Source organism: Moorena sp. SIO4E2, from assembly GCF_010671945.1.
Taxonomy (GTDB): domain Bacteria; phylum Cyanobacteriota; class Cyanobacteriia; order Cyanobacteriales; family Coleofasciculaceae; genus Moorena; species Moorena producens.
Map to the genome: position 1 here is coordinate 1 of NZ_JAAHIE010000064.1, position 23049 is coordinate 23049.

At 44.1% G+C, this 23049-nt stretch carries 24 protein-coding genes, 1 tRNA gene and 1 pseudogene; 8 read left to right on the top strand and 18 right to left on the bottom strand.

Annotated elements, in window-relative coordinates:
- Nucleotides 1-285 precede the first annotated feature (285 nt).
- Nucleotides 286-570, top strand: a complete 285-nt coding sequence (locus F6K37_RS09970) for a hypothetical protein (RefSeq protein ID WP_287249866.1) — start codon at nt 286-288, stop codon at nt 568-570.
- Nucleotides 571-603: 33 nt separating this feature from the next.
- Here the strand turns inward: F6K37_RS09970 and F6K37_RS09975 are convergent, their stop codons facing one another.
- The gene (locus F6K37_RS09975) at nt 604-1617 is read right to left on the bottom strand and encodes an IS701 family transposase (protein WP_287249868.1); all 1014 of its coding nucleotides are present in this window, start codon (nt 1615-1617) and stop codon (nt 604-606) included.
- A 371-nt stretch (nt 1618-1988) separates the two neighbouring features.
- Nucleotides 1989-2168, bottom strand: a pseudogene (locus tag F6K37_RS45460) (PQQ-dependent sugar dehydrogenase); the annotation flags it as partial.
- Between the two features lie 121 nt (nt 2169-2289).
- Here F6K37_RS45460 and F6K37_RS09985 point away from each other — a divergent pair.
- Both F6K37_RS09985 and F6K37_RS09990 read left to right on the top strand, forming a co-directional pair.
- Entirely contained in the window at nt 2290-2604 is a 315-nt protein-coding gene (locus F6K37_RS09985; RefSeq protein ID WP_287249870.1) for a hypothetical protein, read from the top strand.
- Between the two features lie 72 nt (nt 2605-2676).
- The gene (locus F6K37_RS09990) at nt 2677-2823 is read left to right on the top strand and encodes a CAB/ELIP/HLIP family chlorophyll-binding protein (RefSeq protein ID WP_287249872.1); all 147 of its coding nucleotides are present in this window, start codon (nt 2677-2679) and stop codon (nt 2821-2823) included.
- 243 nt (nt 2824-3066) lie between these two features.
- Here F6K37_RS09990 and F6K37_RS09995 read toward each other — a convergent pair whose 3' ends face one another.
- From F6K37_RS09995 to F6K37_RS10010, 4 genes are all read right to left on the bottom strand, one after another.
- Entirely contained in the window at nt 3067-3885 is an 819-nt protein-coding gene (locus tag F6K37_RS09995; protein WP_009148740.1) for a squalene/phytoene synthase family protein, read from the bottom strand.
- Between the two features lie 207 nt (nt 3886-4092).
- Nucleotides 4093-5634 (bottom strand): bifunctional phosphoribosylaminoimidazolecarboxamide formyltransferase/IMP cyclohydrolase, encoded by a 1542-nt coding sequence (gene purH / locus F6K37_RS10000; protein ID WP_287249894.1) that lies wholly within the window; start codon nt 5632-5634, stop codon nt 4093-4095.
- Between the two features lie 1184 nt (nt 5635-6818).
- The gene (gene psaJ, locus F6K37_RS10005; protein ID WP_009148746.1) at nt 6819-6944 is read right to left on the bottom strand and encodes a photosystem I reaction center subunit IX; all 126 of its coding nucleotides are present in this window, start codon (nt 6942-6944) and stop codon (nt 6819-6821) included.
- Nucleotides 6945-7106: 162 nt separating this feature from the next.
- The gene (locus tag F6K37_RS10010; RefSeq protein WP_009148748.1) at nt 7107-7601 is read right to left on the bottom strand and encodes a photosystem I reaction centre subunit III; all 495 of its coding nucleotides are present in this window, start codon (nt 7599-7601) and stop codon (nt 7107-7109) included.
- A gap of 151 nt (nt 7602-7752) precedes the next feature.
- Here F6K37_RS10010 and tsaD point away from each other — a divergent pair, with 151 nt between their 5' ends.
- Nucleotides 7753-8814: a tRNA (adenosine(37)-N6)-threonylcarbamoyltransferase complex transferase subunit TsaD gene (gene tsaD, locus F6K37_RS10015; protein WP_009148750.1), complete on the top strand. Its 1062-nt coding sequence runs from the start codon at nt 7753-7755 to the stop codon at nt 8812-8814.
- A gap of 182 nt (nt 8815-8996) precedes the next feature.
- On the opposite strand, the gene F6K37_RS10020 is transcribed toward tsaD, so the two are convergent.
- Nucleotides 8997-9070 (bottom strand) — tRNA-Pro (locus tag F6K37_RS10020).
- 131 nt (nt 9071-9201) lie between these two features.
- Between F6K37_RS10020 and lipA the strand changes: the two genes are divergently transcribed.
- Nucleotides 9202-10071, top strand: a complete 870-nt coding sequence (lipA, locus tag F6K37_RS10025) for a lipoyl synthase (RefSeq protein WP_287249877.1) — start codon at nt 9202-9204, stop codon at nt 10069-10071.
- 48 nt (nt 10072-10119) lie between these two features.
- Nucleotides 10120-11031: an NAD(P)H-dependent glycerol-3-phosphate dehydrogenase gene (locus F6K37_RS10030; protein ID WP_009148753.1), complete on the top strand. Its 912-nt coding sequence runs from the start codon at nt 10120-10122 to the stop codon at nt 11029-11031.
- On the opposite strand, the gene F6K37_RS10035 is transcribed toward F6K37_RS10030, so the two are convergent.
- Nucleotides 11008-11223: a hypothetical protein gene (locus F6K37_RS10035; RefSeq protein ID WP_044494286.1), complete on the bottom strand. Its 216-nt coding sequence runs from the start codon at nt 11221-11223 to the stop codon at nt 11008-11010. The two genes, F6K37_RS10030 and F6K37_RS10035, sit on opposite strands and share 24 nt — an antisense overlap.
- A gap of 717 nt (nt 11224-11940) precedes the next feature.
- On the opposite strand from F6K37_RS10035, the gene sigC reads away from it, so the two are divergent.
- A complete protein-coding gene (sigC, locus tag F6K37_RS10040) occupies nt 11941-13194 on the top strand; it encodes an RNA polymerase sigma factor SigC (RefSeq protein WP_009148755.1) in 1254 nt (417 codons plus the stop codon).
- A gap of 213 nt (nt 13195-13407) precedes the next feature.
- On the opposite strand, the gene F6K37_RS10045 is transcribed toward sigC, so the two are convergent.
- Nucleotides 13408-14589, bottom strand: coding sequence for a peptidoglycan-binding domain-containing protein (locus tag F6K37_RS10045; protein WP_009148757.1), 1182 nt, complete (start codon nt 14587-14589; stop codon nt 13408-13410).
- Nucleotides 14590-14772: 183 nt separating this feature from the next.
- Between F6K37_RS10045 and F6K37_RS10050 the strand changes: the two genes are divergently transcribed.
- Complete coding sequence (locus tag F6K37_RS10050) at nt 14773-15654, top strand: SH3 domain-containing protein (protein ID WP_009148759.1); 882 nt, start codon at nt 14773-14775, stop codon at nt 15652-15654.
- 56 nt (nt 15655-15710) lie between these two features.
- Here the strand turns inward: F6K37_RS10050 and F6K37_RS10055 are convergent, their stop codons facing one another.
- The 9 genes from F6K37_RS10055 to rpmH form a co-directional block, all read right to left on the bottom strand.
- Nucleotides 15711-15887 (bottom strand): hypothetical protein, encoded by a 177-nt coding sequence (locus tag F6K37_RS10055; RefSeq protein ID WP_009148761.1) that lies wholly within the window; start codon nt 15885-15887, stop codon nt 15711-15713.
- 200 nt (nt 15888-16087) lie between these two features.
- Nucleotides 16088-16555, bottom strand: coding sequence for an SH3 domain-containing protein (locus tag F6K37_RS10060; RefSeq protein WP_009148763.1), 468 nt, complete (start codon nt 16553-16555; stop codon nt 16088-16090).
- A gap of 526 nt (nt 16556-17081) precedes the next feature.
- A complete protein-coding gene (locus tag F6K37_RS10065; protein ID WP_287249883.1) occupies nt 17082-18596 on the bottom strand; it encodes a Ycf46 family AAA ATPase in 1515 nt (504 codons plus the stop codon).
- Nucleotides 18597-19043: 447 nt separating this feature from the next.
- A complete protein-coding gene (locus F6K37_RS10070; protein ID WP_287249885.1) occupies nt 19044-19559 on the bottom strand; it encodes a YceD family protein in 516 nt (171 codons plus the stop codon).
- Between the two features lie 316 nt (nt 19560-19875).
- Nucleotides 19876-20370 (bottom strand): Jag family protein, encoded by a 495-nt coding sequence (locus F6K37_RS10075; protein ID WP_009148770.1) that lies wholly within the window; start codon nt 20368-20370, stop codon nt 19876-19878.
- Nucleotides 20371-20382: 12 nt separating this feature from the next.
- Nucleotides 20383-21552 (bottom strand): membrane protein insertase YidC, encoded by a 1170-nt coding sequence (gene yidC, locus F6K37_RS10080; protein ID WP_009148772.1) that lies wholly within the window; start codon nt 21550-21552, stop codon nt 20383-20385.
- A gap of 208 nt (nt 21553-21760) precedes the next feature.
- A complete protein-coding gene (locus tag F6K37_RS10085) occupies nt 21761-22156 on the bottom strand; it encodes a PH domain-containing protein (RefSeq protein WP_287249888.1) in 396 nt (131 codons plus the stop codon).
- Nucleotides 22146-22553, bottom strand: coding sequence for a ribonuclease P protein component (rnpA, locus tag F6K37_RS10090; RefSeq protein ID WP_287249892.1), 408 nt, complete (start codon nt 22551-22553; stop codon nt 22146-22148). Before rnpA ends, F6K37_RS10085 begins: the two co-directional genes overlap by 11 nt.
- Before the next feature lie 127 nt (nt 22554-22680).
- Nucleotides 22681-22818 carry a 50S ribosomal protein L34 gene (rpmH, locus tag F6K37_RS10095; RefSeq protein WP_044494288.1) on the bottom strand — a complete coding sequence of 46 codons (138 nt, stop codon included), beginning with the start codon at nt 22816-22818 and terminating at the stop codon, nt 22681-22683.
- Between the last annotated feature and the right edge of the window lie 231 nt (nt 22819-23049).

The window sequence follows — 23049 nt, forward strand, 5'->3', positions numbered from 1 at the left end:
AGTTCAGCCAAGGTCGTTTGGCGATTTACTACCGAAGATGCACGAGTCAAACTTAAACACCTATATCCTGTATTTGAACTTGATGAAGACCTAGAATCTAATGCACCAAATTAGCTGTGCCACGCCACTACGCAATATTTTAAAATATGAGATACACCCAAATTATTCAGCTACCACTAATTTTTTACTTAGATGATTAGTGGAAATTATGACAATTGTAAAAGTCATATTATTTAGCTAGTATTTCGTTAAAGATTAAACGTAAAATTTACTCGTGCTACAGTCATGCCAGAAGAAAAGTCTTCTCAACAAGTCAATTTCAACGTTGGTCAAATTTATGATAGCCAAGTTGTAGTAAATGCGGAGAAGGATACAACTCTGACCCAAAATAAACAAATTGGTAAAATTGAATCTTCTCAGCCATTGACTCAAGCCAATGTGGTTGAGGAGATTACTAAGCTTGAAGAACTGTTTCGCAGCTCACAGTTACCGGAGGCAGAGACATCTAAAGCAATCAAGTATTTAGAAGCTGCTAAAGAAGAACAGGACTTACGCAACTGGCACAACTAATGGTGGGGCTAGACTACGGCGAGAGTCTAATAACTAAACTATAGACATAGTAATGTCAGGACGTTTTAGTTGGTTAATTAAGTAATTGGAAAAGAGCCCATGCTTAATTTGATAAATTGTTTGACTACTTTTATAAGCCAAATTTTTGAGTCTGAGCCAAACTAAAATAGCACAAGCAATATGGTTTCTTTGAATACGACCCTTGCGACATTGACATGATTCAATACCAGTCAATTGTTTTAATTCTCGATGAAACTCCTCAACCTTCCATCGAACCTTACACTCTTTTTGTACAACGTCCGTAGAATTTTGAGATAAATCGTTTGTAGCGATAAAATCCGTTTTGTCGGTGGAGACACTTACCCGGAAAAGTTTCACTTTTTTGGAGGCGGTAAATTTTTTTATTTTTACTAATTTACCGGATTTTAACTCTTTTTCATCCCAAACTAATGATTCAATTCTTTGATAATCTTTTTGATTGCCAGTATCATCTACAAGTCGATTACGTTTGAGAGTACAATAATAATATTTTCCCAAATCCTCGATATATAACATTAATTTATTTGTGGCATACCAACTGTCCATCAATACAGTTCTAAATGGCAACTCCTTAGAATACACAAGGTTTTGGATATGCTCCAAAACATGTTCTATTTTTGTCTTACCATCCCGTTCTGGGTCATAAATACGATAGTCTACTACCCAAAACTTTTTGGTTTCGTGATTGACATATATGCAATTTATGAATCCAATTCCTTGAATTATACCATGGGAATTACCACTAGATTGTCGTTGGCTTATCTCTATTTTTCTAGAGTATCGTTTATCAATTACTGTGTCATCAAAAACTAGATAAGCTTGCTCATTTATTTCAATTAAGTCTTTGACATTATCCCACAGTAAGCGTGGGGTCAATTTATCATTTTTTAGATAACGGTTGATTTGATCATGGCTAATCTGCTCTAAATGTTCGGCTAAATTGGTGAGAGTATAATTGAGGTGGCTACTTAATAAGTATTGACAATAGTTAAGTTTAGTAAATTTCATCACTAACTGAATTTTTTAAAGCACCCTCCTCTGATTTGATCAGAAAATTTAAAAAACGAACGACCATTAATTACTATTACTAATCTGAAAAAGGGCTGATCACAGACGGAGCTTGACTATAGTACTTTAGTACTATAGTCAAGCTCCCCACTGTGCCAGTTGCGTAAGTCCTGAAGAAGCACAAGGAGAAGAGCCGGATAAGGATTTTGCTGCTAAGAATTTGCAAAAGGCTTGTACAGCTCTCAAAGGTTTAAAAGAAGCTGGTGAAACGGTTGAAGCAGGAAAAAACTTATGGGAAACAGTTCAGCTTATTATCACTAAGCTTCTGCCTTGGCTCGGGAAAGCTAGCAGCTACTTTATTTAAGGTTAAACAAGTCATCAGGTCTATTGACAGTAGTGTAAAGTTCACCAGTAATTGGATGACAGTCGAGACCGACAAGATTACCTCAGCCATAGGCAAAGGTCTGTTGGTTTGAGCCGTCCAGGTTCATCACCTGTACCGATGCTGGGGGTAAGGGTTCCCGATCGACATTAGACTGTGAACCCATAGAGTTGAAGGTTAGTAGGTTGCCCCTTAGTAGGTGTTGCCCCTTAGTAGGTGTTGCTGGTTAGTAGGTGTTGTCGGTTGAAGGTTAGTAGGTGTTGTCGGTTGAAGGTTAGTACCTTGGCCTATTGGCCACCCTACGCGAACAACCTTCAACAACCTTGGCCAAAAGGCCACGCTACGCGAACAACCTTCAACCAGTTAACCTTCAACCAGTTAACCTTCAACCAGTTAACCTTCAACCAGTTAACCTTCAACCAGTTAACCTTCAACCGGTTAACCTCCAACCAGTTAACCATCAACCAGTTAACCATCAACCTGTTAACCTTGGCCAAAAGGCCACGCTGCGCGTTCAACCCTATCTCCCTATAGCCTCCAGTTATCCCTACTTCAGGCAAAGCGTATCCGCATATACCATATTTTGGTTAGAAAAATATAAATAAATGTTGCAAATATCCCCAAAATAGGTTAACTTATATTACAGAAGCTAACAAAACCCTAGGAGATCTATAACAATGACTCAAGAGCAAGAATCTAAGTTCGGTTTCACCAACTTTGCTGAAACCTGGAATGGCCGTTTGGCAATGCTTGGTTTCGCCATTGGCTTGGCTACCGAGTTGCTTACTGGTAACGGAATTCTGGAACAACTAGGTCTGATTTAATCTACCATAAGCAATTGGGCGCACGGTGTGCGCCCCTACAGTTGATTTGTGTTCTACTCAATATTGGAAGCAATATTGGAATTGCTATACCTGCATTTCTGACAGAGATGGCGATCGCAGTCGCTGAAAGCCTTACGCAATCTAGGGTTGACCCCGATTGAAGCTCAGCAAAAAAACGACAGTGTGTTGTTCTTAAGCGATCGCTTAACTATTCCTAATAAAATAGAACACTTTTATACCGATCTACTTAGTTGTTAATTCCTCAACAATACCCATCACTGCACTGCGGGTTAGTTTAGATTGTCCGAGAGCTAAAACATCAAGGGTTGCATGAGCTAAAGCCAGGGGAATTTGGCAAAAATTTCTGGCTGGACTATTCTTCAGTAGAGCATTGGTGTAAGCATCAGCTAAAGAGAGATTTCTCCGAGCATATTTATGTAGCTCTTCTTCGCCCCAGCCGTTGGGAAAAAAATCCACTTGCCTTGTCAAATCTTCAGACCGGTTACGTAGAATGTTGACTGCTTGTAAACCCCGACCAAAACCAACTGCATAACTACGGTTAGTTTGGGTACCATCATACCAAGCCCATAAATCAGAAAGTAACAATCCTACAGAGCCGGCAACGCTATAAGTATAAGCATCCAAATCCATTTCTGTATTAATTTCCCAACCGCATTCAGCCCAAGCTGCCATTCTATCTGCCATAGCTGCGCTAGCTTCCCAAATGCGAGGTGCAATGGTTTCCGGTGCTAGCATTGCCCATTCACCAATCCGAATGGTTACTTCTGGAAGTGGCTGTTCGTGCTTACTCAAGGCTAAAGATAATTCCGAGGCACTGAATCCATTACCTATACCTTGTAGACCGAAACTAATTTTTCGCAACAGTGAAGCCTTGGTAGGGTTATCAAGCTCAAAATCATCTTCAATTTCGTCAATTGCACGCATACATAAGTATGCAGAAGCAACAGATTCTTGTAACCCTCCTGGTAAACAACTAATTGGAATATAGAAAGTTCGACTAGTTTCTTTGAGAATTCCTAAGGCATCTTTACACAGTTGCATGACTTTACCATTCTCATCGTCGCTTTATATGATATTAATAAATTTTAAACGATAAATACTCATAAATATTGAATTTATATGTATTTTTTGTCAAGAGGACTTACAAAGTTTAGTTGGTTTGGCTCCCCTAACCCCCTCTAACAAGGGTAGTTTTTTAAACATAGGGGCAAGTACTTACTTTCATTTTCTTCTGGATAATTTAAATAACTAATGTAAAAAGTGGCGCATACCGGTGAGCACCATTACTAATCCCAGTTCATCTGCTGCCTGAATCGAGTCTTGATCTCGTAAACTCCCACCCGGTTGCACAATTGCCTCAATCCCTGCTTTAGCAGCTGTCCGCACTGAGTCATCGAACGGGAAGAATCCATCACTAGCAAGGATAGCGTTTTTGCTATTTTCCCCAGCCTGTTCTAATGCTATATTGACTGCACCTACCCGATTCATTTGACCCGCACCCACACCTAAGGTTGTGCGATCGCGCGTCACGACGATGGCATTAGACTTTACATGCTTACACACCTTCCAAGCAAATAATAATTCTGCCATTTGGTCAGGAGTAGGTTGCTTTTGGCTTACCACTTGCCAATTCTCAGGATTATCCATGGCATCATCCGCAGCTTGTACCAGAAACCCCCCTGCAATAGCTTTCACAGTTTGCTTTGCTCCGGTCTGTAAGTCTGGTAATAGCAACACCCTTAGCTTCGACTTAGCACTGAGAATTTCTTGAGCTTCTGGTTCACATCCTGGTGCGACTACACATTCTAAGAAAGTTTTCTTTAACGCAACAGCTGTAGCAGCATCAATGGGTTGATTTAATGCCACAATTCCACCGAAGGCAGAAATAGAGTCAGCATTGAATGCCTTCTGATAGGCTTGCGAGAGGGTTTCTGCCAAGGCTACCCCACAAGGATTGGTGTGCTTGAGAATTGCTGCGGCTGGAGTGTCAGTAAATTCATTAATGATCCGCCGTGCAGCTTCTAAATCCACCAGGTTGTTGTAACTGAGTTCCTTACCCTGAAGTTTAGTGGCTGCAGCCCAACCTGTGGGAACCGTTCCGGATTGATACCACGATGCCGGTTGATGGGGATTCTCGCCATAGCGTAGAGATTGGCGCTGTTGTCCAGACAAGGTAAATCGTTTTGGTAGGGAAACTGGATCTTTGTACCCGATCAGGTAGGATGCGATCGCATGGTCATAGGCAGCGGTATGACCAAAAACCTCTATAGCGCAAGCCTGACGGAATTCAGTTGATGGTTGATTTCCATTCTGGCGCAACTCCTCTAAATAATCCTGATACTGACTAGGATTACACAGCACTGTCAGATGAGCATAGTTTTTCGCAGCTGCCCTCAGCAGTGTTGGACCACCGATATCGATAGTTTCAATTGCTTCTGCTAAACTCACGTCCGGTTTAGCAACAGTCTGTTCAAATGGATAGAGATTCACCACCACCAAATCAATGGGACGAATCTGGTTTGTCTCCATTTCTGCCACATCTTCGGGGAAATCTCGCCTTCCCAAAATTCCACCATGAATTCGTGGATGTAGGGTTTTCACCCTGCCACCTAAAATTTCTGGAAAGCCAGTGTAATCAGACACTTTCGTTACCGGCAAACCCTCTGATTGCAAGGCTTTAGCCGTTCCACCACTGCTGATTAAATCAAATTCAAATTCTTCTACTAGCTGACGGGCAAAGTCGATTAGCCCAGTTTTGTCAGATACACTCAGCAGTGCCAGATTTGCCATTTCAAACAATTTTACAAAAGTTGACACTCCCCGCCCTAAAAGAGCGGGGATTCTTAGTTCTAGGACATGCCTTAAAATTAGCTATCCTGAAAGGCAATACTTAAGCCAAATACCCGTTTAAAAACCAAATATCGAGCCTAATTTAACTAACCCCAGTGGGCTTGTCTTCCTAAGCGTTGGGAATTTCCTTGTTCCCGTGTGCCGGAGACGAAACCTTATCAGAGGGTCGCCTTTATGGTTAGTCGGCTATGCGTAAAAGGGTTAAAACTTGTTGATTAAGGCTCCACTCTTCTTACGGTAACTTCTAACCCCACGGTACGTTATATATTTTGAAGTTGTTATTTTACTGGTTTTCGGTATCTGTTAAGACCCATGCGTTTTAGCGGTGCGACCCGTGGCGAATTTAATTCGACGACTGTAAGCACACCGTGAGGTTTTTCGCGCCTCGTGTACTAGCATCGCAAAACGCTCGTTGTTAAATAGGGCAGTACCGACGAATCCTGCCTGTGCTAGGCTACACATTTAAATATAATATACCTTATTTCGGAAAAAGTCGCCCTAGAAGGGAAACTCAAGTAGCGTGGCCTTTGGCCAGGCTTGAAACCCAGACTTTTGGTCAACCGAATTCTGAATTATCGTAAGCATATGCGCTACAGATGGTGCTACTTGAGGTGCCGTCAGCCGTCAGCCGTCAGCTTATTTTATTCAAAAGCACCGATTGCGCTACTTGAGGTGCTGCGCGAACAGTAGCGTCGCACAGGCTTCGACCCTGTGAGTTTCCCCATAAGCACCGATTGCGCTACACGCACGCTGCGCGAACAGTAGCGTGCCCACAAGCCCAAAGCTGATCGCTGATAGCACCTCAAGTAGCACCATCTGTAGCCCATAGGCTAATAGCTGATAGCTGATAGCTGAATGCTTACAATTATCAATTCAGAATGCAGAATTAGTAGTTGCTAAATTCAGGATTCAGCAACTTAATAATTCAGAAATAATTAATTCAGAAATATTCAACTTTACTTCTGGATTATGGATTCTGCACTCTGAATTATTTTTTTAAATTGTCAATAGGTTTTTTAGGGTAAATTTCAATAATTCAGCGAACTAAGGTAGGAGCTGTATATTAATTAGCTTACCTACCAATCCGGAATGAATTATTTAAATCTTTTCCCCATTTTTCCTAATTACAACGGATGGAAAAGTAGATCAGGGAAAAAGCGGTTAAATTCAATCAAAATTCCAGCCGTAATGGTCATCCAAACAGCCAACAACACTGGTGCTAGGGACAAATACTTGAGTAAATCCTGCATGGAACATTCTCCTAAAATCGATAACTATTTCAAGACATCTTGGCACATCAATATCATGCCCTGTCTATAAAGCGTGAAAACTTGATTAGCGAGAACGGCACTAGTTTTTAGCTAACTTTTCAGTGCTAAAAGCGTTCCCGCCAGCGAGTCTAAGTATGATTGCTAGCGTGGTGAGACAGGAATCTCATCATCTTTAGCAAACATTTCACCAGTAGTGATTTCTTTGAATGCTAACAAAGGCCATGAGGCAGCCATTAGCATCTTACTAAATGCCACGGGGACATCAATGATGACTTCTTTTTCTTCTGGGTTCTTACCCTTTTGAATCGCTTGTAGATAGCTGCGACCTGCCCAGCCAATCCAGCCAGTGATATAGAGGAAGAGTAAGCTAGGAATGAGGAAGTCACCCATATGGGAGAAACGACCATCCACAATCAAGTGAGGATATCCCTCATCACCACAAAGTGCTTGAGAATACCGCTCAAATCGGTTCGCACCGGAATTGGGGTCACCTGTAGTATTTAGGAACTGAGCCTTCCGGGCTTGAAATGCAGCAGACTCACTACAAGGGGTGAGATGATCCAAAGAAGCAGAGGCTGGGCTGATGGCGCAAAGCCACACAGAGACGGCAAAAATTAAAGCTAACAATCGTCGCATAGAAAGTGTCTCCTTTTGTTAAGAAACAAAAAGTTTTTTGTACAAACCAAGAGATCAAATTATTTGTACACTCAGGCAATCTTACTCTGAGGCGTGTATCTAGTAAAGTTTAATTAACTAAAAGTAGTGTTTCAATAAAGGTCATTGGTGAATGGCTTGTGTTTTAGCAATAGAAACCAGTTGTGATGAAACAGCTGTGGCGATTGTTAACAATCGTAAATGTTGTAGCAATATTGTTGCCTCCCAAATTCCTATGCATCGGCAGTATGGGGGTGTGGTGCCAGAGGTAGCATCCCGTAGCCATCTGGAAACCATCAATAATGCGATCGCGCAAGCCCTAGAAGCAGCTCAACTGGACTGGGGAGCAATTGACGGCATTGCTGCTACCTGCGCTCCCGGCTTAGTGGGCTCTCTACTAGTGGGGGTCACAGCTGCCAAAACCCTGGCCATTGTCCACAACAAGCCCTTTGTAGGTGTCCATCATCTAGAAGGTCATATTTACGCCACCTATCTCAGTGAGCCAGAACTAGAACCACCATTTTTGAGTCTGTTGGTGTCTGGCGGTCACACTAGCTTAATTTATGTCAAAACCTGTGGTAGCTATGAGATACTGGGCGCAACCCGTGACGATGCTGCTGGTGAAGCCTTTGATAAGGTAGCACGATTATTAAAGTTAGGCTATCCCGGAGGACCAGTTATAGATAAGTTAGCACGAGAGGGTAACCCCAAAGCCTTTCCATTGCCAGAAGGTAAGATTTCCCTTGCTAGTGGCGGTTATCATCCCTATGACTCCAGTTTTAGTGGCTTGAAGACAGCGGTGCTAAGGCTGGTGCAAAAACTGGAACAGGAACACTCAGAAATTCCAGTGACCGACATTGCTGCCAGCTTTCAGGAAACTGTAGTGCGATCGCTTACCAAGCGTACCATTGCTTGTGCTCTCGACTATGGTCTGGACACGATTGTGGTTGGGGGTGGGGTGGCTGCCAATAGTGGCTTGAGACAACAGTTACAAGCTGCAGCAACTGAGCATAATTTGCGAGTTATTTTCCCTCCCCTGAAGTTTTGTACCGATAATGCCGCAATGATTGGCTGTGCCGCAACTGACCATTTAAATCAAGGACATACTTCCCCTTTGACTTTGGGAGTGCGATCGCGAATGCCTATCACTAAGGTGATGGAACTTTACTCAGAGGTTGAAGGTTTCAGAGGTTGAAGGTTTCAGAGGTTGAAGGTTTCAGAGGTTGAAGGTTGAAAGTTTCAGAGGTTGAAGGTTTAAGAACCTCTAACCTGTAACCTGCTAACCTGTAACCTGCTAACCTGTAACCTGCTAACCTGCTAACCTGTAACCTGCTAACCTGTAACCTGCTAACTTTTCAAGTTAGTCCAAAAGTACAATCGGGATGACAGGATTTGAACCTGCGACCCCTTCGTCCCGAACGAAGTGCGCTACCAAACTGCGCTACATCCCGATAAAGCCATAATTTAAGATTTCATCTATTTTATCATGCCTTAGGGGCAATCGGCCCCTAGCTTGTTAGGATCAAGATTAAAGTTACGTAACTTAAATTTATATATATATATAGTTGGAGTATAACCAAGAGTGGTAGTTAAACCAGAATGGTTGCGAGTCAAAGCGCCCCAATGGCAGCGTGTCGGCAATATTAAAGAAACCTTAAGAGATTTAGCACTCAATACTGTCTGTGAAGAAGCCTCTTGTCCCAATATCGGAGAGTGCTTCAATGCTGGTACTGCCACCTTTTTAATTATGGGACCAGCCTGCACCCGTGCTTGTCCCTACTGCGATATTGACTTTGAGAAAAAACCCAAAGCTCTTGACTCCACTGAACCCACACGGCTAGCGGAAGCCGTGCAGCGCATGGGTCTAAATCATGTGGTTATTACCTCTGTCAACCGGGATGATTTACCCGATGGTGGAGCTTCCCAGTTTGTACAGTGCATTGAAGCCATTCGCCTGGTCTCACCTGATACCACTATTGAGGTTTTAATCCCAGACTTGTGCGGGAACTGGGATGCCCTCGAAACGATTCTTCAAGCTAAATCCGAAGTCCTCAATCACAATACAGAAACAGTACCCCGAATCTATCGGAAAGTACGGCCTCAAGGGGATTATCAGCGCTCCCTCGAATTACTGATGCGGACGCGAAACTTGGCTCCATCGGTTTACAGCAAATCTGGTATAATGGTAGGTTTAGGAGAAACTGATGCAGAAGTCCGGCAAGTCATGACGGATTTAAGGCAAGTAGACTGCGACATCTTAACTATTGGTCAGTATCTTCAACCCACTCAAAAACACCTAAAAATTTCTGAATTCATAACCCCTAAACAATTTGATAGCTGGAAAGAGTATGGTGAATCCCTCGGTTTCCTACAAGTTGTTTCATCTCCCCTTACCCGCAGTTCCTATCATGCCGAGCAAGTTCGAGAATTAATGCAGCGCTATCCCCGATGAACGGTTGCATGGTTGCAAGAAAATGGAAAGTAACAACTAACAATCATAATGACCAACATCACTATAATCGGAGCAGGTGTTTGGGGTACAGCCCTCAATAGCCTAGCCTCTAAAAACGGTGATCAGGTTTGTTTGTGGTCCCGTCGGAGTCAGACAAAATTAGCAGATGCTATAAAATCTAGCAGTATTATCTTGTCTGCTGTTTCCATGTCGGGGGTAAATGCTGTAGCGCAACAGCTAAAGTGTTTATCAGTATCTTCTGACGTGATCTTGGTCACAGCGACTAAGGGGTTAGATTTGCAAACCACCCGTACTCCCTCTCAAATCTGGCAAGCTGAATTTCCCAACAATCCTGTAGTGGTGCTATCGGGTCCCAATCTTTCCAAAGAAATTAAACAAGAACTCCCAGCCGCTACAGTAGTAGCTAGCACAGATGTAAAAGCAACTGAGATACTACAACAGGTGTTTTCTTCGCCAAATTTCCGGGTTTACACCAATCGAGACCCCCTCGGTGTAGAACTAGGGGGTACCCTGAAAAATGTGATGGCGATCGCATCTGGAACCTGTGATGGTTTACAACTAGGAACAAATGCCAAAGCAGCTTTGCTAACCCGTGGGCTTACAGAAATGATCCGTATTGGTAAAGATTGGGGTGCTAAGGTAGAAACATTTTACGGTTTGTCGGGACTAGGAGATTTACTCGCAACCTGTAGTAGTCGCCTCAGTCGCAATTATCAAGTTGGTTATCAGCTGGCTGTTGGTCAGAAACTTGCAGATATTCTGGCCAACTTGGAGGGAACAGCAGAAGGGGTCAACACTACAAAGGTTGTGATGGAACGAGCTAAGCTCAAAAGAATTTCAGTACCCATTACTTATCAAGTCCATCGATTGCTCCAAGGGGAGATAACCCCCCAAGCGGCTGTTGAAGCTCTAATGCTACGAGATACTAAGCCAGAATGATGGTCTGATCTCGAGTGCGTTCGCGTAGCGTGACCTACGGTCAATCGCGTAGCGGCTCTGTTCGCGTAGGGTGGCCTTTGGCCTTAAGAGTATCGCAATGATCATGAAAAATTTACCAAACCAGCTAGTATCCCTTGCTGCCTGACTGCGAAAGCTCTCCTGCTCCGGAAGCTCCCCTGCTTTCAAACTCATACAAAAAAACTGAGACAAAAAACTGAGACATTTTGCTGTTGTCTATCAGGCATCCTGAAAATATAAAATCTTTAGGGACATGCCACTGCTTGAGATAAAGCGACTACATCAAGACATTGCAAACTTTGGTAATGTTTTATCAAGTTTCGTAATATCAGTGCCAATCTAGCAACATAGCTAGGTGGCACTGATATTTGATTACTCTGGTAATTCGGCAATAATTTGGCAATTTTAAACTATGTGTATGCACTTATTCATAAGTTCGTTGTTTCTTCAAACCCATTCGAGCACAGGATATCCGCAAGTAGCTTCCCTACTGCTTAGTCCTTGATATTAGTCCCTGATACCCATAAATAAAATTTTTTCTTGAATTAGCGAGAATCTTTCTGGAATCCCCATGATGCGCACTGTAGATTAATACAGCTTTTGACCAAGGTCTCTATTTTACTATAGAGTTACTTATACAATAGCTGAAATCAGGAGATCCTGTTCCTTTTGCCATCTATAGACCTTTAGCTGAATGCGGCAAGGTAGGGTGGATAGATCGGGTGAACCGTTAGCTACCAATATTAATAAAGGCTACCAGGGATAACCGGTAAGTCTTGCCGGGAGAAAAAATTAAGTAGCTGTTTCTCCGATCATCATGGGTGGGAATTCTAGTACTAAGTGTGACAAACACAATTCCGTGTTGTCACTGGTTGTAATCGAGAGATCATTATGCCAGCCACTCCTTTCTATGCCGACACAGAATTAGATCACGAGACTTCTGCCTATAGCTTTGAGCTTAATGGCCCAAGGGACGATGGGGAAGGATCAGTGGATGACTTAGTTGATGTGGAGATTGAGGGTGCAGACGCGGCTAGCTTAACTAAAAATAGCACCCGTCGCACCACCGACCTAGTTCGGTTATATCTCCAGGAAATTGGTCGGGTTCGTCTACTGAGGCGAGATGAGGAAGTCTCGGAAGCTCAAAAAGTTCAGCGCTACATGAAACTACTACGGCTGCGCAATAATAAGTCGGCTATATCTGAGGATAAAGTCATGGAGCGCTTTGTCCACCTGATTGAAATCCATGATCGTCTAGCGTCCCAGTTAGGTCACCGTCCTTCCTTGGAACGGTGGGCAACGGCTGCAGGAATTGACGTTTCTCAACTGAAGCCGAGTATGTCAGCTGGAAAACTGCGTTGGGCAGAGTTAGCCGAACTAACATCCAAAGAGCTAGAGCAGGTACAAGCTGAAGGGCTCCAAGCTAAGGAACACATGATCAAAGCTAACCTACGTCTGGTAGTGTCAGTAGCGAAGAAGTATCAAAACCGTGGCTTGGAACTCCTAGACTTAATCCAGGAAGGAACTCTGGGATTAGAGCGAGCGGTTGAGAAATTTGACCCGACCAAAGGCTACCGATTTAGCACCTATGCTTACTGGTGGATCCGTCAAGGAATCACCCGGGCGATCGCTACCCAAAGCCGTACCATTCGCCTGCCAGTTCACATTACTGAGAAGCTCAATAAAATCAAAAAAGCCCAACGGAAGATTTCCCAAGAACGTGGGCGCACAGCAACCATTGACGATATTGCTGTGGAATTAGAAATGACTGCGGCTCAGGTACGAGAAGTATTACTACGAGTACCCCGCTCTGTTTCTTTGGAAATTAAAGTTGGTAAGGAACGAGACACCGAACTAGGAGATTTACTCGAAACTGAGGAAACTTCTCCAGAAGAAGTGTTGATGCGAGAAGCCTTACAACGGGATTTACAGCAACTCCTAGCCGATCTAACCAACCGTGAACGGGATGTGATTCGGATGCGGTTTGGCTTGGGAGATAACCAGCCTTACTCTCTAGCTGAGATTGGTCGCGCTTTGGATTTATCTCGCGAGCGGGTACGCCAAATCGAAGCTAAAGCTTTACAAAAGTTGCGGCAACCCAAGCGCCGTAACCGAGTTCGGGATTACCTGGAAGCTTTGAGCTAATCCCTTGGTGACATATTCCCACACTTTCCGATTAACTTACCGATTAGGGAAGTGTGGGCTTCTTGCCAATCCTATCCTAGCTATCACCCTAGCTATCCCTTGTCCTAGGGTTCTAGTTGTTCAAAATTTATTGAATTTATCAATACCTGAGGGAGCACCCCGATTTATTTATTTGTTAGTAGACTTTTTATTTGTTAGTAGACTTGAGCTTACTTAAAAATAGGCTACCCGGGCATCAAATCCTTGCGATCGCAATTCATGGGAACGACTTTCCGCTTCACTACGGCTAGAAAAAGCTCCAGCATTAAAATAACGGCCTCGATCATCGTCAGATATAATACCACCAGTCAGCTTCATCTGATTTCGCACTTCACTTAGCACATTATCATTAGGAATGGGGATCACCACCACATAGCGATTCTTCTCAGCTTCAGGATTTATATTAATAAGTCCCAATGCTTGCAGGGTTTGTAAATCAGCTATCCCGGTTGGAAGTAGATTATTATTACGTATCTGAAATTTAAACACTGCATCCTCAGTTTCTTCGCCATATCTCCCATCAATAGCACCAGGATTAAACCCTCGAGATCTCAACTCTTCCTGAAGCCGTCTAACCTCTGGGCCGCGATCGCCTGGTCGTAGTTCACTGCGACGAATAGGAGTACCAAATGCTATGGGTTGTTGACTGTTAAAGTCAGCAGGAGGAAGAGGGATCTGATCAGGCGGTAATCCAAACGGTTGTGATTGAGTAACTAAAGCATTAGATAGTTCTGCTCTAGTTTGTGATCCCACAATCCCATCCGCCCTGAGACCATAGTCTGTTTGGAATTCAATCACTGCTTGTTCTGTAACTGGACCAAAGTAACCGGTTGGGTCGGCATTGAAATACCCCAGTTGTCTCAACTGTCGCTGCACTTCCGTAACCGCTGATCCACGAGACCCTCGTCTGAGTCCAGATTGAGTAACATTCCTACGGGATGGTGCTGCTCTGGTTTGTGATGGAAAGAGTTTTGCTCTGGTTCGTGGTCCGACTTCCCCATCAGCAGGAAGCCCCTTTTTTCGTTGGAACCGAATCACAGCATTTTTAGTAATTGAACCAAAATAGCCAGTTGGTTGCCGATTGAAATACCCGAGTTCTCGCAAACGACGCTGAACCTCTGTTACATCAGCTCCCCTACGACCTTCCCGCAGCACCCTTTGGGCTAGGGCTTCTTCTGCCATCCCCACAATGCTAAGTATGGCAATTAGCAACAGTAAATAAATCCGATGGTAAGCAACTAGCTTATACTCCTTGAGCCACTGAAACAATTTTTGAATTGACTCCTTCAAAACTGCAGGAGTATCTGCTAGTTCTTCTTCGCTTAAGGCAAGATGAAGATAGGCAAGGGTCTCCATGATTTTTCCAAGGAAACTGTTACCGTTAGTTTAACAAATGACAGTAGAGCATTGGTAATGTTTCGGACAACATAATCTCAGAAATTTTACGTAATCGGATATTAAAGCATGTAGTTATAGAGCAAGACTCTTATCAAAACAGAGCAATTCTCCTCTCTAACCATAACGCAATAGTTTTAAATCATGAGCACTATTCGTCACTGGAGTACATTTGTCCCCCTCCTAGCTTTAGTCTTGAGCAATTTAGGGGGAGTAGGGGCTAGGGCTACCGTAATTCCGAGCACCAATTCCGCCAACAGCATCCCCTCGGCCAAACCAACCCAAGCTCAGACTCAAGGGAAATTTCAACTGGCTCAGGGATTGATGGGTAAATGTCGCGCCGCTGCTGAGTCAACGTTTATCTACAAACAGCGATCAACCTCTAACCTAATGAGAGCCTTAGAGGCTGATGAACAAGTTATTCTGGCCGAAAACAAGGTTAGCCAAGATGGTTGGATTGCGATCAACTTCCCCATTAGTGGATTTGTCCAAGCCCAAAATCTCAAGTTCTGTCCGCCGGGGATAGGAGGAGTAACCCCTACTCAAACACTATCTCTCTGCCGCCAAGCTGCTAAGTCAATGTTTATCTACAAACAGCCATCAATCGAACCAATCAGAACCTTAGAGCCTAATGAAGAAGTTATTCTGGCCGAAAACAAGGTTAGGAAAAATGGTTGGATCGCGATCAACTCCCCCGTTCCTGGATTTGTCCGAGCCAAAGATCTAAAGTTCTGTCAGGACAGAGTAATAGTACGCTCTAATCCAACACCATCTCTCTGTCGCGAAGTTATATATAAAGGTAATGATGGTATAGCTGTCCGTAGAGGACCGAATATTAACTCTTCTCGACTAGGTCTTGTCTCCTATGGAGTGGAAGTACAACTGATCAACGGTTCCCGTCAAGACCAATTTCGCAAGGACTCCCAAGGGCGCGAGTGGGCAAGAATAACTTATCCTGTTAATGGATGGATGTCTAACGGGTTTCCTGCTACGGGTGATCAGAATCTTGTGGTTTGTTCCAATTAGCCCACCAGAAAACACATAACTAGCAAGTTGTTAATTACTTATCATAGGACTTTTATTTATACTAAGTCAGCCTGATGTAACAAGGCACCAACTAAGCCAGCCATAGCAGTAATTCCTATAGCAATCATTGGGTGTTGACCTTGGCTGACAGCAAAAGAGGTGACAATCCCGGCACCCAAAGCAGCAGTCACAGCAGCACCCAAAAGATCTTTATTGGTATTTTTGTTGTACATAAACGTGTTAGCCAGAAATTAAGTTAACCAGAAATTTAACTTTTTTGATGGTGTTAAAAGTTAGTTTCATCACCCTATCATTCTGGATTCTGGCATTAAAGCTAGATCGGCAATATTGCAATCAAGATTAATATTTAGCTATTTTTCTTAACAAAAACAATACTTGTTAAGTATTGAGTGTTGAGTGTTGCTCGAAACTATTAGTTTATTTTTTTGACATTACCTGCTTTAACCCAACCTTTTTGGTCACTACCAGGCAAGCGTACTCTCTGCCATCGCTTATCATCACTGTATCCGAGGATGATCAGGGTCTGATTGTAGCCAATACCACCTATGCGTTGAGCGTTCAGGCTAGGGGAGTCCCGAAGAATCAACCCCTGTGGCCAGGTAACACTGGCTCGATAAGCACCCGGTTCCAGTTTTGGTAAAGGACTAGGACTAGGAATGGGTTTGGGAGTAGTTGCTGGTTTAGACTGCCCAGATGAACTGGTCGGTTGAGCTTTTGGTGATGGTGACTTCTTGGGTCGCTCCTCAGCAAAAACTGGTTTTTCAGGCTCAACTGCTAGTTTAGTAAAGAAGTAATAAACTGTACCAACAGCAGCACCTGCTAAGATGCCAATGCCGAGAATAAAACCAATGATAAACTGAGCTATCTTGGAAAGATTCATGGGAAAGTATTCAAAGATAAAGGTTGAACGCGATCGCGTGACCGAAAGGTCAAGGTTGAAAGGTTGAAGGTTAACAGGTTGAACGCTGAAGGTTGGAGGTTGTTAGGTTGAAAGGTTGAAGGTTAACAGGTTGAACGCGACGCGCGTGCCTATTGGCCAAGGTTGAACGCGACGCGCGTGCCTATTGGCCAAGGTTAACAGGTTGAACGCGATCGCGTGACCGAAAGGTCAAGGTTAACAGGTTAAAGGTTGAACGCGACGCGCGTGCCTATTGGCCAAGGTTAACAGGTTGTTAGGGTGTTCTAGCAAAAGTTCATGATATAATTTACAATTAATCTAGTTTCAATTAATCTAAATAATCTATAGGGTTTCTGATACTTATTAGGTCAAGTCAATTTTATTAGCGCTACTCCCTACTCCCTACTCCCTACTCCCTACTCCCTACTCCCTACTCCCTACTCCCTACTCCCATTAACCCAGGATGAAGTAGCTCACCCAATTGAGAACTACTACTATATATGATTACTTACTGGAGTTGGCGCTGAATGCGATCATTTAAGGGGCTATTGCGAGAAGCCATGCGAGCTTTTCCGGCAGCTGCCCAATCCTGTAAGAATTGGATTTGCTCTTGGGCTGTGCGTGCTAAGGGGATAATTTGGCTAGCGGCTTCGAGAATATCATCTGTGGTGAAGTCTCGGTTTTGGCTAAAGCCGATGTGCATGGCTTCGATCAGGGTCTGCTCAATTTCTGCCCCAGAAAAATCAGGGGTTTCGTAGGCTAATCGGTCTAAAGCGTAACTCTTTAGATTATGAGGTCGCAGCCGGGATAGGTGTAGGTCAAAAATAGCACGACGTTCTTCCTGGTTGGGCAAACCAACAAAAAAGATTTCGTCAAATCGACCCTTGCGAAGCATTTCTGGGGGTAAGGCTTGGATATTGTTGGCAGTAGCGACCACAAACACTGGGGATTTTTTCTCAGCTAACCAGCTAATAAAGGTACCAAAGACACGACTGGTTGTGCCAGCATCCCCTTTAGAGGATAAACCAGAGAAGGCTTTGTCAATTTCATCAATCCAGAGGATGCAGGGCGCGAGAGCTTCGGCTAGCTGAATCATCTGCCTAGTACGGGATTCTGATTCCCCTACTAAGCCACCAAATAGACGACCGACATCTAAACGTAGCAGGGGTAGGTGCCAGTGGTTTGCGATCGCTTTTGCAGTTAAGGATTTCCCAGTTCCTTGAATCCCCGCTAATAGTAATCCTCGAGGATGAGGTAACCCGTATTGTCGCGCCTGTTCTGTAAATGCTCCACCCCGTCGCAGTAGCCAGTCTTTAAGGTTGTCTAAGCCACCGATGTCGGAAATTTTTTCTTGGGTTGGGTAGAACTCTAGGATCTGGGTTTGCCTAATGGATTGACGCTTTTCTTCTAAAATTAGTTCCACATCTGAAGGTTGGATGGCATTATTAGAGGCAATCCCACGAGCTAGGACCCGACGAATCCTTTCTAAGGAAAGACCAAGAGCCGACCGCACCAGCTCATCAATGATTTTTTCAGTTAGGGTTTGTCCGGTTGCCCCCAACAAACGTTTCACCTCAGCTTTAATTTCCGATGCGGTTGGTAAGGGGAATTCGAGCACTGTCAGGACTTCGGTTAAATCCGAGGGAACCGACACTTGGGGGGTAACGATAACTATATTCTTAGGCTGGGATTTGAGGGTACGTGCCAGATTTCTGAGTTTACGAGCAACTGATACATCTTCTAAGAATCGGTGAAAATCTCTTAATACAAAGATGGCAGCAGCACTTTCGCCAATTCTATCTACAAATTCTAAGGCTTGTAAGGGGTTGCGGCGTCCAAAGCCGATATCATTAGGGTTTCCCTGGTAACCATCTACAAAATCCCAGATATAGACACCACGATTACCCAAACGTTTAGCTGATTGCTTGATCGCTGTTTCTACTCGCTCTTCTTCTAGAGTGGGAATATATAACAAAGGATAGCGAGCACGTAGCAGAAGCTCAAACTCGTCATTGAAATTCATATAGCAAAGGGAACAGGGAACAGGGAATAGGGAACAGGGAGCAGGGAGTAGCGATGCAGCGCGGTCTTGGGGAGGCAGCGCGGTCTTGGGGGTCCCCCGGAGACGAAACCTTAGACAGTTGAGCCTTTATGGTTGGTAGGTTATGCAAAAAAGGGTTAAAACTTATTGATTAAGGCGAGCCTGTCTTACGGTAACTTCAAACCATGAGCGACTGCCGTGGTTCCCCCCATGAGCGACTGCATCAAGACGGGAATATAGCGTCAAAAATTATGACAATTCCTACACGGATTTTTATATAAGAGCCAATTACTCAAACAATAAATACTATAAAAAAATAATTAAACTTTGAACATAGCATTTTTATTTCCAAGAAACTTGGATAACGGCTCTGCTGCTAGTAACTCTCTGACCGATTTCCCCTTCAGCATTATACTACCAGGCAACTCACTATCCAGGAAGTTTTCTCTTCAGGGATTCTAGAGCGCCCCAACGTTGATCCCGTAGTTGATCCCGTAACTGTGCTTCACTGTTATCGTTAATCTGGATACCTATACATTCTTGGTCACACAGCTGCCGTGGCGGAATTGCCAGACATAGTTGTTCGTATAACCAAGTGTCTGGATAAAAATACCCCTGAGCTGGAAGGGTTTCTTGTAAATCATCCCACGTTATCTCCTCCTCTAGGGATTCATCCGAGAGTTGGTCAGCTGAGGAAGCTAACCAAACTAATTCGGATGTATCGATGCTTAGGCGGTGGTTGTACTGTTTTAAGCAGCGGTGACAAGTCAAGGTAATGATCGTTTCTGCTTGAGCACAGACCTCCAGGTAATTGCCTTGATGAGCCACTTGCACTTGACCTCGAACTGGGGTCAGTGTCGGTAAATCCACCAAGAATTGATTGACCGGAGTTACTTCTCTTTGCTCTGGTAATTTGAGCAACTCAGGAATATATATAGCCTCCATAATGCTTATCCTTTGCAGTTGACTGTTAAGCGTTGATGGTTAACCTTGAGCTTCTCAAACACTCATAGGACTTACCCATTTGCCCCCTAAATCCCCCGAGCGAGCAATCCCTCGCTCGGGGGACTTTGACATCATTACCCCCCAATATTGGGGGGCTAGGGGGGCTAAATCCACTTAAGCGCGTAAGTCCTGACTCAGCAAAAAGCGACCATTTATAGACTTAAATTGTTATATAGAGTTAATGCATTATGTTAGTCAGGTGGTGGGAATAATCCCAAGTACAATCAGCCGTGAGAGGGTGAAAATCCTGAATCTGTCAATACCTGCGACGCACCACCAGTCGTCGGTCTGGCTCTTGCCCTCGACTCAGAGTTTCTAGATCCTCAAAAGCCTTGAATAGGGTATGGACTTGACGCCGCTCTGCTGCCGATAGGGATTTCAATTCAAATTCTTTCCCGGTCTGACGGACTTTCATCGCAGCGTGTTCAGCGATCGCTTGAAGTTCCACTTGCCGTCTGGCTCGATAGCTATCTATATCGATGACGTAAACGGCTTGTTCCTGCTCATCATGACCCAAGTTAAGGAGGGAATTTGCTAAGTACTGGATAGAATCGATAACTTCCCCTTCCCGACCAATTAAAGTTTGAGTGTCTTTCGAGGTCAGTTGACTATTATCGATTGTCAACCAGTAGCTGGGTCGCTCTCCTAGAGGAGCTTCACCATCAGCTACCTCTATACTGGCGGGCAATCGAGATAATCGCAGGAGTTCTTCTAACCACTCTTTACCACGCTCCTGATGTTGATTTATCATACTAACTTGATGCTAACTTGATGCCTTTTTCTTTGAACGCTTGGGCTCAAAAGGTAATGCCTCTCGACCCTCTCCAGACTTAGCTGCTTGTCTTTTTGCCTCTTTTTCCTGCTGCTCAACTATTTCTTGCAAATTCTCTGGCAGAGGTTCTCTCGATAGAATGAAAGTCTGGATAGTTTGAAATATATTAGCTACAACAATATACATCAATACCCCAGCTGGCAGGGGAAAGAATAAGAACATGCCAGAAAACAATACTGGAGTAATCTGATTCACTGCCTTTTGCTGGTCACCGGCTTGCCCGGAACCTGCACCTGAACCAGACAACAGCTGGTTGACGTACAAACTGATCCCAAAGAAGAGAATCATCCCTACGATATCCCAGTGGATAGTGCCATCGTCATCAAAAGCACCCACTCTTCCTAAAGCATCAATAAATAGAAAGCCTTTGTTTGCAGCTATTCCCGGTAAGGTTCCCTGAAGCTTTACCTCTCCAGGCATCAGGGCTTCTAGTGTACCGTCCTCAAGAATACGTAAGCGGTCCTCTCCGTTGACTATTTGCCAAGTGGGACTGATATCGGTTTCTGGATGCTGAGCAATTAGTTGGTTTAAGGGTTGACCTTCAACAGTTTGAAACTCTACTCTGGTTTTTTCCCCAACTACCAGCTTATTTCCTGCCGGAAGTAGGGCGATGACTGGTTCATGTAAGCCATCGGTAATGTAAATATTTTGGGGTTTGGTGGTAAAGACTTTAGGCTGGATATATTCCAGCTGTTCTTGGGGAAAAATTTGTAAGTTGACGTCGTAGTTAATGTTTGCAAAAGGTGATCCCCGCAAGGTCGCAAATAGGGCAAACAGAACCGGCATTTGTACCAACAGTGGCAAACAACCGGCTAGGGGGTTGCCAAACTTTTGGAACAGCTTACTCATTTCTTCCTGCTGTTTAGCCGGGTCATCCTTGTAGCGCTCTTTTATTGCTTCTTGCTCCTTCTTCATCAGGGGTTGGGTGACTTTCATGCGCCTCATGTTGCGAATGGAGCCAGCATTAAGAGGGAAGAGGGCAAAGCGAATTACCAGGGTCAAGGCTATTATGGCTAAACCATAGCTAGGCACAATCCCGTAAAAGAAATCCAGGATTGGCAGCATGATGTTGTTGGAGATAAATCCGATACCAAAGTCCATTCGTTTGACGTTAACCTAGGCGCTATTGTAAAGTTTTCTGTGTCTAATGTAACTAATCTCCGTCCCTATGCGGTTCGGGTTTCCGACATTTATCAGGTAGATCTAATTACATCAAGCAGTTTAGCCGATTTAGGTGGCCAGATGTAGGAAAGGGAAGACTAGATCAGGGCAAGTGACCGATGTCAAGGTTTTCTTTTCAATGTTCTGTCTACATCATTTTGATGGCACTGACAGCTTTGCCGGTTTTGTCTGCTGCTCGTTCGGCAATGTAGTCGTAAATTTCTCTAAACCGGGGTATTGCCCGCATTTCCAAACGGCTACCATCTTTTAGGGTAACGACAATATCTCCCCAAGTTCCTATACCACGGGGAACTGTGGCAATCTTTGAAACTTCAGAATAGATCACATCTGAGCGATCGCGTCCCCGCCAACCCCCAGTTATTGATATCCGGCGGCTGGTAATCCTATACCGTAGCCATCGGGCCCGGACAATGGCAGCTACGGTTAGAGGTATGAATATAATCGTAAATGCCAACAATATGCTAATGATCAGATCTCCCCGGTGGGGGCCACCCTCATAAAATACATCTTCTCTAATGCCCATCTAGCACCTCTGCTTTTACCAACAACTTTTCTAATTCTCTCAAAAGTTGTGCATATTCGCACTCTCTGGCTTCTGGTTTTACTATGATTACTAGTTTCCAACCGGGGGATAGGCGTGGCAATAACTGCCTGAGGGCGGCTCGAATTTGCCGCTTAATCCGATTCCTAACAACTGCTTTCTTACTGACTTTTTGGCTGATGGAGATGCCAAGACGGGAGGGAGGGTGATTGTCTGGTAGGGATTTTTCTGGCGCAATGGTTTCTTTGGCAATCGCTGGAATAGTACTCTGTTGTAAACCCCGTAATGTTAGGTAACGCCCTGAACGACGAATACCTGAGCGATAGACTTGCTTAAAATCTCGCCAGTGCTTCAGTCGATTGGCTTGAGGCAATCCCAATGCTTAACTTTAATCCTTGATTTTGTCAATTCCTTGAGCAGGATAAAGGCAGAAGAGCCACGGGAAATGGCTGTTTCTTAACCTTTTACCTTTCACTTGCAGCAGGTCGGCATCAATGCTTAGATGACTAGACCGAGAGACGACGCCGTCCCTTGCTTCTGCGAGCTCTAATCACATTGCGACCATCTTTGGTGCGCATCCGGGCACGAAAACCGGATTTTCTTTTTTGCTTACGGTTGGTCCCGCCTAGAGTGCGTTGAGTCATGGGTTTGCTGGAGGAATACTATGTACGAATACTATAAAGGATTGATTGCCAACTATAGCTGATTGTTGATCATACCATGTCAAGGGGTGATCTATCAAGGCAATCTATCAGCTATCAGTTATCAGCTATCAGCTATCAGCTATCAGCTATCAGCTATCAGCTATCAGCTATCAGCTATCAGCTATCAGTTATCAGTTTATGAGTTAGGTCACAGCGTCGAAGCGTCACAGA